The organism is Enterobacter cloacae complex sp. 382A5 (assembly GCF_050031095.1).
Taxonomy (GTDB): Bacteria; Pseudomonadota; Gammaproteobacteria; order Enterobacterales; family Enterobacteriaceae; genus Enterobacter; species Enterobacter cloacae.
In genome coordinates this window covers 1,738,318-1,750,929 of the sequence record NZ_JBLGVK010000001.1, presented here as the reverse complement: position 1 = coordinate 1,750,929, position 12,612 = coordinate 1,738,318, and the positions used below count along the sequence as shown (strand labels likewise).

Sequence of the window (12,612 nt, the reverse complement as noted above, 5' to 3'; positions counted from 1 at the left end):
GACTATCTGGTTTGCTCACATATCGGGGCTAAAAAAGAGAACAGCTCGCGCGATGGCAAGCAAATTTGACCATAAGCGCGGACAGGTATAACCGGCATCAGCGCGTTGCAAATAACGATTTCATCTGCTGCCTGCAACGCCTCTTCGCGTGCGTTAACTTCGACAACGTGAAAGTCAGAGCGTGCCAGCTGCTGCACACAAAACTGACGCATAATACCGTTGACTCCCGCCTGTTCCAGCGAAGGCGTGAAAACAGTGTTGCCCTGCCGCCAGAATAAATTAGCCGCACAGCATTCCGTAATGAACCCTTCGCTGTCAAGAACCAGCGCTTCATCGGCTGCCGTCTGCTCAAGATGAGTACGGATTAGCACCTGCTCAAGACGATTGAGATGTTTTATCCCGGCAAGCATGGGGTTTCTTCCCAGACGTACCGGGCTGAGCGTCAGGGTAACGCCCTCTTCACGCCAGCGCGTATACTGGGCAGGATACGCAGAAACCGACAGGATCCGGGTGGGATGTTGGCAACTGGCACCGCTATAACCCCGTCCACCGCTGCCGCGGCTGATAATGACCTTGAGTACCCCACTGGGCTTTCCGGACGCAAGCTGGCGCATTTCCTGGCGCAACGTGTCCCATTGCGTAAAGGGGATCAGTAACGTTTTGCAGGCCGTTTGCAGACGACGTATATGCGCATCCAGCAGACACACGTCGCCATCCGCAATGCGCGCCGTGGTAAAGCAGCCATCACCAAACTGAGTCGCCCTGTCGCTGGCAGGCAGAGATTCTTGCTCAAGGCCATTGATTAAAAACATGGTGGCTCCTTATGCGTGGGCGTTTAGTCTGGCAGTATGTCGTGCAGCCGACAAGAAGATTAGCCTGAATAAAAAAGGCCCGACAAGCGGACCTTTTTTCACAGCCATAGGGTACGCAGACTCAGATCTTTTTGAAGATCAGAGAACCGTTAGTACCGCCAAAGCCGAAGGAGTTACACAGGGTGTACTCCATTCCACTCACCTGGCGCGCTTCGTGAGGAACGAAGTCCAGATCGCAACCTTCATCCGGGTTATCCAGGTTGATGGTTGGCGGAACAGCCTGGTCGCGCAGCGCAAGAATAGAGTAAATAGACTCTACTGCTCCCGCTGCACCCAACAGGTGACCGGTCATGGATTTTGTGGAGCTGACCAGTACGCGGCTGGCAGATTCACCGAAGATAGACTTAACAGCCTGAGCTTCTGCTTTATCGCCCGCAGGGGTAGAGGTACCGTGTGCGTTAACGTAGCCGATTTGCGCTGGGGTAATACCCGCATCGCGAATCGCGTTTTCCATGGCCAGCGCGGCGCCCGCACCATTTTCTGGCGGTGACGTCATGTGATAGGCATCGCTGCTCATACCAAAGCCAACGACTTCAGCATAAATTTTCGCGCCACGTTTTTTCGCATGTTCGTACTCTTCCAGAACGAGCATACCTGCACCATCGCCCAGCACGAAACCGTCACGGTCTTTGTCCCAAGGACGGCTTGCCGCCTGAGGATTATCGTTGCGGGTAGACAGCGCGCGCGCAGCACCAAAGCCACCCACGCCAAGCGGGGTACTGGCTTTTTCAGCACCGCCTGCCACCATAGCATCTGCATCGCCGTACGCAATCATACGCGCGGCCTGGCCGATGTTATGCACGCCAGAGGTACATGCGGTCGCGATAGAAATGCTTGGCCCACGCAGACCGAACATGATGGTCAGGTGACCCGCCACCATATTAACAATCGTGGACGGAACGAAGAACGGGCTGATTTTACGCGGTCCGCCATTCATGAGAGATGAATGGTTTTCCTCGATCAGACCAAGACCGCCAATCCCGGAGCCAATAGCGGCACCGATACGGGTTGCGTTCTCTTCCGTAATTTCAAGGCCAGAATCCTGCATGGCCTGAACGCCAGCGACAATTCCATATTGAATGAAGGCATCCATCTTGCGCTGTTCTTTGCGCGAGATGATCTCTTCACAGTTAAAATCCTTTACTAAGCCAGCAAATTTCGTTGCATAGGCGCTAGTATCGAAATGGTCGATTAGGCTGATGCCGCTCTGACCGGCAAGGAGAGCTTTCCAGGTGGACTCTACGGTATTGCCGACAGGAGACAACATGCCAAGTCCGGTCACAACTACACGACGCTTAGACACGTTTGTCCTCCAGGGAGGGATAAAAAAAGAGATTCGTGGGACTAAAAAAGATAAAACTCAGGCGGTCGAATGACCGCCTGGAGATGTTCACTTACGCCTGGTGGCCGTTGATGTAATCAATGGCAGCCTGAACGGTGGTGATCTTCTCAGCTTCTTCGTCCGGAATCTCAGTATCAAACTCTTCTTCCAGAGCCATTACCAGCTCAACGGTGTCAAGAGAATCTGCGCCCAGGTCTTCAACGAAGGAAGCGGAGTTCACAACTTCTTCCTGCTTAACGCCCAGCTGTTCGCCGATAATTTTCTTAACGCGTTCTTCGATAGTGCTCATACTCTTAAATTTCCTATCAAAACTCGCTTTCGCGATGGTTTTCGTAGTGTATAAAATGTTGAAAAATTTGCAACTAAATCCCGGCAGGTCTTACCACGATTTTACGTTATTTTGAGGCCAATCCCCCCAATAACGCAAATATTTTCGATCGTGATTAAACCATATACATCCCGCCGTTGACGTGAAGGGTTTCACCAGTGATGTAACCCGCTTCGTCAGAGGCTAAAAATGCAACCGCGCTGGCAATTTCTTTAGGGTCGCCTAAGCGGCCCGCAGGAACAGCTGCCAGCGTACCCGCACGCTGCTCATCAGTGAGCGCACGCGTCATGTCCGTTTCAATAAAGCCCGGAGCAACAACGTTTACAGTAATCCCGCGGGACGCGACTTCACGCGCCAGCGACTTACTGAAACCAATCAGACCTGCTTTCGCCGCAGCGTAGTTAGCCTGACCAGCATTTCCCATGGTACCAACCACAGAACCGACAGTGATAATACGACCATGACGCTTTTTCATCATAGCGCGCATTACCGCTTTTGACAGACGGAATACAGATGACAGGTTGGTTTCGATAATATCGTTCCACTCGTCGTCTTTCATTCGCATCAACAGGTTATCGCGAGTGATCCCGGCATTATTGACCAGAATATCCACTTCGCCAAACTCTGCGCGAATATTTTCCAGAACAGATTCGATAGATGCAGGTTCGGTCACATTCAGTACCAGACCTTTACCGTTCGCACCCAGATAGTCGCTGATGGCCTTCGCGCCATTCTCGCTGGTTGCTGTACCAATCACTTTCGCGCCGCGCGCGGCCAGTGTTTCAGCAATTGCACGCCCGATACCGCGGCTTGCGCCAGTGACCAGGGCAATTTTTCCTTCAAAACTCATGGTATTCCTCTTTTATTGCGAGAGTGCCGCTTCAATGGCTTCCTGCTCGTTAATCGCCGAGGCAGTCAGGGTGTCAACAATACGTTTTGTCAAACCAGTCAGGACTTTCCCTGGGCCGACTTCGTACAGGTGCTCAACGCCCTGAGAGGCCATAAACTCAACGGTTTTGGTCCACTGTACCGGGCTATAAAGCTGGCGAACCAGCGCATCACGGATAGCCTCCGGCGTGGTTTCACATTTCACATCGACGTTGTTCACAACGGAAATCGTCGGTGCGTTAAAGGTAATTTTTTCCAGCTCAACCGCCAGCTTGTCAGCAGCAGGTTTCATCAGCGCACAGTGGGACGGAACACTCACTGGCAGCGGCAGCGCACGTTTCGCGCCCGCGGCTTTACAGGCTGCACCTGCACGTTCAACCGCTTCTTTATGACCGGCGATAACCACCTGGCCTGGCGAGTTGAAGTTAACCGGTGAAACCACCTGACCTTCTGCTGATTCTTCACACGCTTTTGCGATGGAAGCATCGTCGAGACCGATAATAGCAGACATGCCGCCCGTACCTTCTGGCACCGCTTCCTGCATGAATTTACCACGCAGTTCTACCAGGCGTACCGCGTCAGCAAAGGCGATCACACCGGCACAGACCAGTGCAGAGTATTCACCCAGGCTATGGCCCGCGAGCAGGGCTGGCGCTTTACCGCCCTTCTGCTGCCAGACGCGCCACAGCGCAACGGAAGCAGTAAGCAGTGCTGGCTGAGTCTGCCAGGTTTTGTTCAGCTCTTCGGCCGGACCCTGTTGGGTCAGCGCCCATAAATCATAACCCAGCGCATCGGAAGCTTCACGGAAAGTCTCTTCGATTACCGGATAGTTTGCTGCCATTTCAGACAACATCCCAACGGTTTGAGAGCCCTGACCCGGAAACACAAAAGCAAATTGCGTCATCTTTTAATCCTTATCCTAGAAACGAACCAGCGCGGAACCCCAGGTGAACCCGCCACCGAAGGCTTCAAGCAAGACCAACTGGCCCCGTTTGATTCGTCCGTCACGTACCGCTTCATCAAAGGCGCACGGTACTGACGCCGCAGAGGTATTGCCGTGGCGATCGAGCGTCACCACAACGTTATCCATCGACATGCCCAGCTTTTTCGCGGTTGCACTGATAATACGCAGGTTCGCCTGATGCGGCACCAGCCAGTCGAGTGCGGTGCGCTCAAGGCCATTCGCCTCCAGCGTTTCATCAACAATGTGGGCCAGTTCCGTCACCGCGACCTTAAACACTTCGTTACCTGCCATGGTCAGGTAGATAGAGCTGTCCGGATTCACACGGTCGGCATTAGGCAGCGTTAACAGTTCGCCATAGCTACCGTCAGCATGCAGATGCGTGGAGATGATGCCCGGCTCTTCAGACTGACCCAGCAGTACGGCACCCGCACCATCGCCAAAAATAATGATCGTTCCGCGATCGGTTGGATCGCAGGTACGCGCCAGCACGTCAGCACCGATCACCAGCGCATACTTCACCGCGCCGGATTTTACATACTGATCGGCAACGCTCAATGCATAGGTGAAACCTGCGCAGGCTGCGGCAACGTCAAACGCCGGGCAGCCTTTAATACCGAGCATATTCTGCACCTGGCACGCTGCGCTTGGGAAAGCATGCGTGGCCGATGTTGTGGCAACCACGATCAAACCAATCTGATCTTTATCGATGCCCGCCATCTCGATAGCACGCTGTGCGGCTTCATAACCCATGGTGGACACGGTTTCGTCTGGCGCGGCGATACGACGTTCACGGATACCTGTGCGCGTGACAATCCACTCGTCAGACGTATCTACCATTTTTTCCAGATCGGCGTTGGTTCGCACTTGTGTTGGCAGATAGCTGCCGGTACCAATAATCTTCGTATACATGTACGCTCAGTCACTTTTAGCTAATACAGATTCCAGGCGAGCGGCAATCCGCTGAGGGACTTGTCGCTGCACCGCCTGCACTGCCTGTTCAATGGCGACAGTAAATGCTCGCTGATTGGCGGCACCGTGACTCTTGATCACAATGCCGCGCAATCCTAACAGACAGGCGCCATTATACTGGTCGGGGTTGAGGTGACTGAATCGCCGCGTCAGGCTTTTTTGTAACCAACGCTTTAATAAAATCAGCCACCAGGCGCTTTTTTTACCTTCTCCCTGCGATTTGAGGAGAGAAAGGAACATTCGCACAACCCCTTCCATGGTCTTCAACGTCACGTTTCCAGTGAAGCCATCACACACCAGAACATCCGTTTTCCCCGTCAGCAACTCATTGGCTTCGAGATAACCAATATAGTTGATGGAGGGAACCTGTTTAAGCAATTCGGCAGCCTCACGAATGCTGTCCAGGCCTTTGGTCTCTTCTTCACCTATATTCAGTAACGCAACACGGGGAGTCTTGATCCCGACCACTTCTTCTGCCAGCACCGACCCCATCACGGCAAACTGAGCCAGCATTGTACTATCACAATCGACGTTAGCGCCCAGATCGAGCACCACCGTTTTGCCCTTTTGCTGATGCGGGAGTACCGTCACCAGCGCCGGACGCTCAATGCCCTCAATAGGCTTGAGCAGTAATTTCGACAGCCCCATCAGCGCGCCGGTATTCCCCGCGCTGACGCAGGCCTGCGCACGTCCTTCTTTTACCAGCTCCAGCGCCATTCGCATAGAGCTGCCACGGCTATTGCGAATCGCCTGCGATGGCCGGGCATCACTGGCAATAACTGACTGCGCAGGAATAATCTGCAGACGTGAACGTTGTTCGAAGTCAGCTTTTGCAAGTAATGGCGTGATTGTGTCGGGATTGCCGACTAAAAGAAGTGTGAGTTGCGAATTAGAATTCAGTGCCTGCAATGCTGCAGGCACTGTCACGGAAGGCCCAAAATCTCCTCCCATGACATCTAACGCCAGGGTTAGACGTGTCAAGGTATCGTCGCAGCCTGGTTCGGTAAATTCCCCGTTTGCACGGGGAGTTCCTCACTAAGCCTAATCACGCAAACGCGTGATTACTTAGTGATAACCTTGCGGCCGCGGTAGAAACCGTCAGCAGTGATGTGGTGACGCAGGTGTTTCTCACCAGAAGTCTTGTCTACAGACAGGCTGGTAACTGCAGTCAGCGCGTCATGGGAACGACGCATGCCACGTTTGGAACGGGTTGGTTTATTCTGTTGTACGGCCATGGACCTTACTCCTCAATTACTTACGCTTTAAGCTGGCTAATACGGCAAATGGGTTTGGTTTTTGCGCTTCATCAGGCAGTTCCCCAAAGACCATGTCCGCCTCGGACACTTCACAGTGTTCAGAATCATGCACCGGAACCACTGGCAAGGTGAGGATGATTTCATCTTCAACCAGAGCCAGAAGATCGATTTCACCGAATTCGTTAACCTCAATCGGCTCATACGCTTCCGGGAGTGCCTCAGCCTGTTCGTCAGAACGAACAGGACTGAAACAATACGTTGTGTGAACGTGCTGTGTGAACGGTTTCCCGCAACGCTGACATTCGAGCGTTACCGTCACCTTTGCATCACCGGTTAAAACGGCAAGGCGCTGGTTATCGATAGCGAACGACATGGAGCATTCCACATCACTGTCCACACTGACTACGGATTCGGCAATACGCTCAGCCTGATCGGAAGTATAGATACCTTCGTAATCGAGGCGTTTTTGAGCCGTACGAACCGGATCAAGAGTCAGGGGTAATTTTACCTTTTGCATAGGGCGCGCATATTAACTTTGTAACGTCATATAGTCAAAGAAAAAGGCAACCAGGGCTGCCTTTTGCCAATTATTCGCACACATTGCGGCCTGTAGTTTAAAATGGCTGGCATCGATACGCTATATCTGGTGATAAAAATATGCCAAATCTCGTTCTCGCTTCCACTTCTCCCTACCGCCGAATGTTGCTGGAAAAGCTCGGGATCCCGTTTGTGTGTGCCGCGCCGGACGTTGACGAGACACCACAACCTGGCGAGTCGCCGCGTCATTTAGTGACGCGTCTGGCGAAAGAGAAAGCACAATCGCTTGCCGCACAATACCCTTCGCATTTGATTATAGGCTCCGATCAGGTTTGCGTGCTGGATGGTGTCATCACCGGTAAACCACACACCGAAGAGAATGCCTGTAAACAGCTTATGCAGGCGCGCGGCAATATTGTTACCTTTTATACCGGCCTCGCGCTCTACAACTCCGCCGTGGGCCACCTGCAGACCGAATGCGAACCGTTTGATGTTCACTTCCGACACCTGAGCGAGCAAGAAATCACTGATTATGTGCGTCGTGAACGGCCGCTGAACTGCGCCGGCAGTTTTAAAAGTGAAGGTCTTGGGATTGCGCTCTTCGAAAAGCTGGAGGGGCGTGATCCGAACACGCTGGTGGGCTTACCGCTGATTGCGCTGTGCCAGATGTTAAGACGCGAAGCGTGTAATCCACTGACGGCGTGACCGTTGCGGCCTGATGCCCTCACCCCGGCCCTCTCCCACAGGAAGAGGGTGCAAACATTAAAAACGGCAACTCCGTTGCCGTTTAACTTTTACCTTAGCCGCGCAGAACTTTCAGGCAGCGTTTCAACTGCTCATCCAGCGGCGCTTCAATACGTATAGTCTCGCCGGTATTTGGATGGGTAAACTTCAGCGCTGCCGCATGCAGGAACAGACGCGACAGCCCCGTTCCCGCCAGTTGCTTATCAAATTCCCTGTCGCCATAGCGATCGTCAAACGCAATCGGATGGCCCGCAAACTGGGTATGCACGCGAATCTGGTGGGTTCGGCCCGTCACCGGGCTACAGCGCACCAGGGTGGCAAACTCATAGCGCTCTTCCACTTTAAAGCGCGTCTCAGACGGTTTACCTTCCTGGCTGACGCGAACGATTCGCTCACCGCTTTGCAAAATATTTTTCAGCAGTGGGGCCTGCACCACTTTCACGTGGGACTGCCACTGACCGCGCACCAGCGCCAGATAATCTTTCTGCATCCCTTTTTCGCGCAGTTGCTCGTGCAACGAGCGCAGGGCTGAACGTTTTTTTGCGACCAGCAGCACGCCAGAGGTGTCACGATCGAGACGGTGAACCAGTTCGAGGAAACGGGCTTCCGGGCGCAGCGCGCGCAGCCCTTCAATCACACCGAAGCTGAGACCGCTGCCGCCGTGTACCGCCGTACCCGACGGTTTATTCAGCACCAGGATGTGGTCATCTTCATACAGGATCACATCACTCAGGGCGGCCACCTTCTGCAGCTTAGGCGACACGACCTCTTCTTCACGTTCGGCAACACGCACCGGCGGGATACGCACTTCGTCACCGGCTTCGAGCTTATACTCAGGCTTCACGCGTTTTTTGTTAACCCGCACCTCGCCCTTACGCAGGATGCGGTAAATCATGCTTTTTGGTACCCCTTTCAGCTGGGTGCGCAAAAAGTTATCGATACGTTGCCCCGCTTCATCATCGGCGATAGCAACCATTTTTACGGCTGGAGTCTCTGTTTTCATGGTTGGCGATTCTAAATATCGTCAGGCATTAGCGCCACTCATTTTTCTATGCTTATATTTACTTTTATCCGGCCTGCCCCGGTTTCGCGCAATCGATTTGGTGGTTATTAAACCAATCACCATCCTGAAGTGAAGAAACTGTGAGTAACCGGGTGATAATTGGTAAAAGTCATCTTGCTATAACCCGGCGAGCAGTGGAATAATGAAGCCGTTTTCCGCGTTAAATCCGGGTTTTGTAAGGATGTCGACGGAATGACCAATTTTGTCTGACCGATCATCCACGCAGCAATGGCGTAAGACGTATTGATCTTTCAGGCAGTTAGCGGGCTGCGGGTTGCAGTACTTCCCGGTATAAGGATTGTTCTCTGGAGAGTTCTACCCAGGCAATTCCCCTGATAATTGCGCTGTGTTTCCGTATGAAACACAGGCAACCGACACTCTGCGCCTCTTAAGCGAGCGACAACCGTGAGGTTGGCGACGTGAATAGACACGAGGCCATCGGTTCATACCCCGGAAAGCGTCACCTTGCCCGCAGCTTTGTCGTCAATGTAAGAATAACGAGTAAGTTACGATGAAAAGAATGTTAATCAACGCAACTCAGCAAGAAGAGTTGCGTGTCGCCCTTGTGGATGGGCAGCGCCTGTACGATCTGGATATCGAAAGTCCTGGACACGAACAGAAAAAAGCGAACATTTACAAAGGTAAAATCACCCGCATTGAACCAAGCCTTGAGGCTGCATTTGTCGATTACGGTGCTGAGCGTCATGGTTTCCTCCCTCTGAAAGAAATCGCCCGCGAATATTTCCCTGCTAACTACAACGCTCATGGCCGTCCGAATATCAAAGATGTTCTGCGTGAAGGTCAGGAAGTGATTGTTCAGATTGATAAAGAAGAGCGCGGCAACAAAGGTGCCGCACTGACAACCTTTATCAGCCTGGCGGGAAGTTATCTGGTACTGATGCCAAACAACCCGCGTGCGGGTGGTATCTCTCGCCGTATCGAAGGCGATGACCGTACCGAACTGAAAGAAGCGCTGGCCAGTCTTGAACTGCCGGATGGCATGGGTCTTATCGTGCGTACCGCCGGTGTGGGCAAATCTGCCGAAGCGCTGCAGTGGGACTTAAGCTTCCGTCTGAAGCACTGGGAAGCTATCCAGAAAGCAGCAGAAAGCCGCCCTGCTCCGTTCCTGATCCACCAGGAAAGTAACGTTATTGTACGAGCCTTCCGCGACTATCTGCGTCAGGATATCGGTGAAATTCTCATCGACAACCCGAAGGTGCTTGAGCTGGCTCGCCAGCACATCGCCGCACTGGGTCGTCCGGACTTCACCAGCAAAATCAAACTGTACACCGGCGAAATCCCGCTGTTCAGTCACTATCAGATTGAATCCCAGATTGAGTCCGCCTTCCAGCGTGAAGTCCGTCTGCCATCCGGCGGTTCTATCGTTATCGATACCACAGAAGCGCTGACCGCTATCGACATCAACTCCGCACGTGCGACGCGCGGCGGCGATATCGAAGAGACCGCCTTCAACACCAACCTTGAAGCCGCTGATGAAATCGCCCGCCAGCTCCGCCTGCGCGACCTGGGTGGTCTGATTGTTATCGACTTTATCGACATGACCCCTGTTCGTCACCAGCGTGCGGTTGAAAACCGTCTGCGCGAAGCGGTGCGCCAGGATCGTGCGCGTATCCAGATTAGCCATATTTCACGCTTCGGCCTGCTGGAGATGTCCCGCCAGCGCCTGAGCCCGTCTCTGGGCGAATCCAGCCATCACGTTTGCCCGCGCTGCTCCGGTACCGGGACCGTTCGTGATAACGAATCTCTGTCTCTCTCTATTCTGCGTCTGATTGAAGAAGAAGCGCTGAAAGAGAACACCAAAGAGGTTCACGCCATTGTTCCGGTGCCAATTGCCTCCTACCTGCTGAACGAAAAACGTGCCGCAGTGAGTGCCATTGAAGCGCGCCAGGGCGGCGTTCGCTGCATCATCGTGCCAAACGACCAGATGGAAACGCCGCACTATCACGTGCTGCGTGTCCGTAAAGGCGAAGAGACCAGCACACTCAGCTACCTGCTGCCGAAGCTGCATGAAGAAGAGATGGCGCTGCCATCTGATGAAGAGCCAGCCGAGCGTAAACTGCCAGAGCAGCCTGCGTTAGCGACCTTCATCATGCCGGAAGCTCCGCCAGAAAGTGCCCTGGAAAAACCAGCGGCTAAACCTGCGGCACAAAAACCGGCAGTGGCGGCAAAAGCCGAGCCAGCACAACCGGGTCTGCTGAGCCGTTTCTTTGGCGCGCTGAAGAAAATGTTCGCAGGTGAAGAAGTTCAGCCAGAGCAGCCGAAAGAAGAACCTAAAGCGGCTAAACCTGAGCGTCAGCAGGACCGTCGTAAGCGTCAGAACAACCGCCGCGATCGTAATGACCGCAGCGACCGTAACGAGCGTCGTGACAACCGTTCGGACAACAATGAAGGCCGTGAGCAACGCGAAGACAACCGTCGCAACCGTCGCGAGAAACAACAGCAGAACGTTGAAGATCGTGAAATTCGCCAGCAGGCGGGCGATGAGTCCGAGAAGAGCAAACAGCGCGAAGAGCAGCAGCCTCGCCGTGAGCGTAACCGTCGCCGTAACGACGAAAAACGCCAGGCGCAGCAGGACGTTAAAAACCTGAATCGCGAAGAACCTGCTGAGCAGCAGGAGACCGAGCAGGAAGAACGTACTCAGGTTATGCCACGTCGTAAGCAGCGCCAGCTGTCTCAGAAAGTGCGCGTCGGTGCTGTTCAGGCAGAAGAAACCGCAGCTGTCGCAGCCGAAGTGACAGAAACCACAACGGGCACGCAGGTTGCGAAAGTTGACCTCCCGACCGTCGTGGAAAATCAGGTAGAGCAGGATGAAAACGGTGAAAACCGTGACAACGCGGGTATGCCGCGTCGCTCGCGCCGTTCTCCGCGTCATCTGCGCGTGAGCGGTCAGCGTCGTCGTCGCTACCGTGACGAGCGTTACCCAACGCAGTCCCCAATGCCAATGACCGTGGCGTGCGCGTCACCTGAAATGGCATCCGGTAAAGTCTGGATCCGCTACCCTGTTGCTCGCCCGGAACAGGCTGTTGAAGAACAGGCAGTGACCGAAGAGGTGATTGCACCAGCAGCAGCTGTAGAAGAGGTTGTAACGGAAGCGGCAACCGTGGTTGAACCACAGGTTGTTGAAACTGAAGCACCTCACGCTGTGGACGTCGAAACCACCCATCCAGAAGTGATTGCTGCCCCGGTTGATGCCGCGCCGCAGCTTATTGCCGAAGAAGATGCCGTGGTGGCTGAAGAAGTCGCTGAAGAGGCTGAACCTGTAGCCGCAGTGGAAGAAACCGCTGAAACCATCGTTGAAACCACGACCGAAGAGGTTGTGCAGGACGTTGAGATTCAGGTTGAACCTGTTGTTGACGAAGCGAAAGCGCCGGAAGTGAAACCCGAGCCGGTGAAGGTTGCCGTCGCGCCTGCGCACGTTGCCACAGCACCGATGACTCGCGCCCCTGCGCCTGAGTATGTGCCTGAAGCACCGCGTCACAGCGACTGGGTTCGCCCGGAGTTCAACTTCGAAGGTAAAGGTGCTGCCGGTGGTCACAGTGCTACGCACAAGGCTACTGCACCAGCAACCCGTCCGCAGTCGGTTGAATAACGCAACCTAAGTGTGAAAGCCGACCTTCGGGTCGGCTTT

Annotated in this window: 12 protein-coding genes; 2 read left to right on the top strand and 10 right to left on the bottom strand. The window is 53.9% G+C overall.

Annotated features, from left to right (window positions below; genetic code table 11):
- Nucleotides 1-2 precede the first annotated feature (2 nt).
- From pabC to yceD, 9 genes are all read right to left on the bottom strand, one after another.
- Nucleotides 3-812: an aminodeoxychorismate lyase gene (pabC, locus tag ACQG2G_RS08265; protein ID WP_061771393.1), complete on the bottom strand. Its 810-nt coding sequence runs from the start codon at nucleotides 810-812 to the stop codon at nucleotides 3-5.
- Between the two features lie 121 nt (nucleotides 813-933).
- Entirely contained in the window at nucleotides 934-2,175 is a 1,242-nt protein-coding gene (fabF, locus tag ACQG2G_RS08260) for a beta-ketoacyl-ACP synthase II (RefSeq protein WP_028028098.1), read from the bottom strand.
- 91 nt (nucleotides 2,176-2,266) lie between these two features.
- Nucleotides 2,267-2,503 carry an acyl carrier protein gene (gene acpP, locus ACQG2G_RS08255; protein WP_003857954.1) on the bottom strand — a complete coding sequence of 79 codons (237 nt, stop codon included), beginning with the start codon at nucleotides 2,501-2,503 and terminating at the stop codon, nucleotides 2,267-2,269.
- Between the two features lie 154 nt (nucleotides 2,504-2,657).
- Nucleotides 2,658-3,392: a 3-oxoacyl-ACP reductase FabG gene (fabG, locus tag ACQG2G_RS08250; protein WP_013097120.1), complete on the bottom strand. Its 735-nt coding sequence runs from the start codon at nucleotides 3,390-3,392 to the stop codon at nucleotides 2,658-2,660.
- Between the two features lie 12 nt (nucleotides 3,393-3,404).
- The gene (gene fabD / locus ACQG2G_RS08245; RefSeq protein WP_061771394.1) at nucleotides 3,405-4,334 is read right to left on the bottom strand and encodes an ACP S-malonyltransferase; all 930 of its coding nucleotides are present in this window, start codon (nucleotides 4,332-4,334) and stop codon (nucleotides 3,405-3,407) included.
- A gap of 15 nt (nucleotides 4,335-4,349) precedes the next feature.
- Nucleotides 4,350-5,303 carry a beta-ketoacyl-ACP synthase III gene (locus ACQG2G_RS08240; RefSeq protein WP_013097122.1) on the bottom strand — a complete coding sequence of 318 codons (954 nt, stop codon included), beginning with the start codon at nucleotides 5,301-5,303 and terminating at the stop codon, nucleotides 4,350-4,352.
- A 6-nt stretch (nucleotides 5,304-5,309) separates the two neighbouring features.
- Nucleotides 5,310-6,344 (bottom strand): phosphate acyltransferase PlsX, encoded by a 1,035-nt coding sequence (gene plsX, locus ACQG2G_RS08235; RefSeq protein ID WP_060578773.1) that lies wholly within the window; start codon nucleotides 6,342-6,344, stop codon nucleotides 5,310-5,312.
- An 80-nt stretch (nucleotides 6,345-6,424) separates the two neighbouring features.
- Nucleotides 6,425-6,598: a 50S ribosomal protein L32 gene (rpmF, locus tag ACQG2G_RS08230; RefSeq protein WP_003857964.1), complete on the bottom strand. Its 174-nt coding sequence runs from the start codon at nucleotides 6,596-6,598 to the stop codon at nucleotides 6,425-6,427.
- A gap of 16 nt (nucleotides 6,599-6,614) precedes the next feature.
- On the bottom strand, nucleotides 6,615-7,136 hold the full coding sequence (gene yceD / locus ACQG2G_RS08225) for a 23S rRNA accumulation protein YceD (RefSeq protein WP_013097124.1): 522 nt from the start codon (nucleotides 7,134-7,136) through the stop codon (nucleotides 6,615-6,617).
- A gap of 140 nt (nucleotides 7,137-7,276) precedes the next feature.
- Between yceD and ACQG2G_RS08220 the strand changes: the two genes are divergently transcribed.
- The gene (locus ACQG2G_RS08220; RefSeq protein ID WP_028028074.1) at nucleotides 7,277-7,861 is read left to right on the top strand and encodes a Maf family protein; all 585 of its coding nucleotides are present in this window, start codon (nucleotides 7,277-7,279) and stop codon (nucleotides 7,859-7,861) included.
- Nucleotides 7,862-7,955: 94 nt separating this feature from the next.
- Here the strand turns inward: ACQG2G_RS08220 and rluC are convergent, their stop codons facing one another.
- The gene (rluC, locus tag ACQG2G_RS08215) at nucleotides 7,956-8,903 is read right to left on the bottom strand and encodes a 23S rRNA pseudouridine(955/2504/2580) synthase RluC (protein ID WP_028028073.1); all 948 of its coding nucleotides are present in this window, start codon (nucleotides 8,901-8,903) and stop codon (nucleotides 7,956-7,958) included.
- Between the two features lie 571 nt (nucleotides 8,904-9,474).
- On the opposite strand from rluC, the gene rne reads away from it, so the two are divergent.
- A complete protein-coding gene (rne, locus tag ACQG2G_RS08210) occupies nucleotides 9,475-12,573 on the top strand; it encodes a ribonuclease E (protein ID WP_061771395.1) in 3,099 nt (1,032 codons plus the stop codon).
- Nucleotides 12,574-12,612: the final 39 nt, after the last annotated feature.

Coding starts and splice junctions, on each gene's coding strand:
- pabC (WP_061771393.1), bottom strand. CDS start 812: ATGTTTTTAATCAATGGCCTTGAGCAAGAATCTCTGCCTGCCAGCGAC.
- yceD (WP_013097124.1), bottom strand. CDS start 7,136: ATGCAAAAGGTAAAATTACCCCTGACTCTTGATCCGGTTCGTACGGCT.
- ACQG2G_RS08240 (WP_013097122.1), bottom strand. CDS start 5,303: ATGTATACGAAGATTATTGGTACCGGCAGCTATCTGCCAACACAAGTG.
- rpmF (WP_003857964.1), bottom strand. CDS start 6,598: ATGGCCGTACAACAGAATAAACCAACCCGTTCCAAACGTGGCATGCGT.
- rne (WP_061771395.1), top strand. CDS start 9,475: ATGAAAAGAATGTTAATCAACGCAACTCAGCAAGAAGAGTTGCGTGTC.
- fabG (WP_013097120.1), bottom strand. CDS start 3,392: ATGAGTTTTGAAGGAAAAATTGCCCTGGTCACTGGCGCAAGCCGCGGT.
- ACQG2G_RS08220 (WP_028028074.1), top strand. CDS start 7,277: ATGCCAAATCTCGTTCTCGCTTCCACTTCTCCCTACCGCCGAATGTTG.
- fabD (WP_061771394.1), bottom strand. CDS start 4,334: ATGACGCAATTTGCTTTTGTGTTTCCGGGTCAGGGCTCTCAAACCGTT.
- acpP (WP_003857954.1), bottom strand. CDS start 2,503: ATGAGCACTATCGAAGAACGCGTTAAGAAAATTATCGGCGAACAGCTG.
- rluC (WP_028028073.1), bottom strand. CDS start 8,903: ATGAAAACAGAGACTCCAGCCGTAAAAATGGTTGCTATCGCCGATGAT.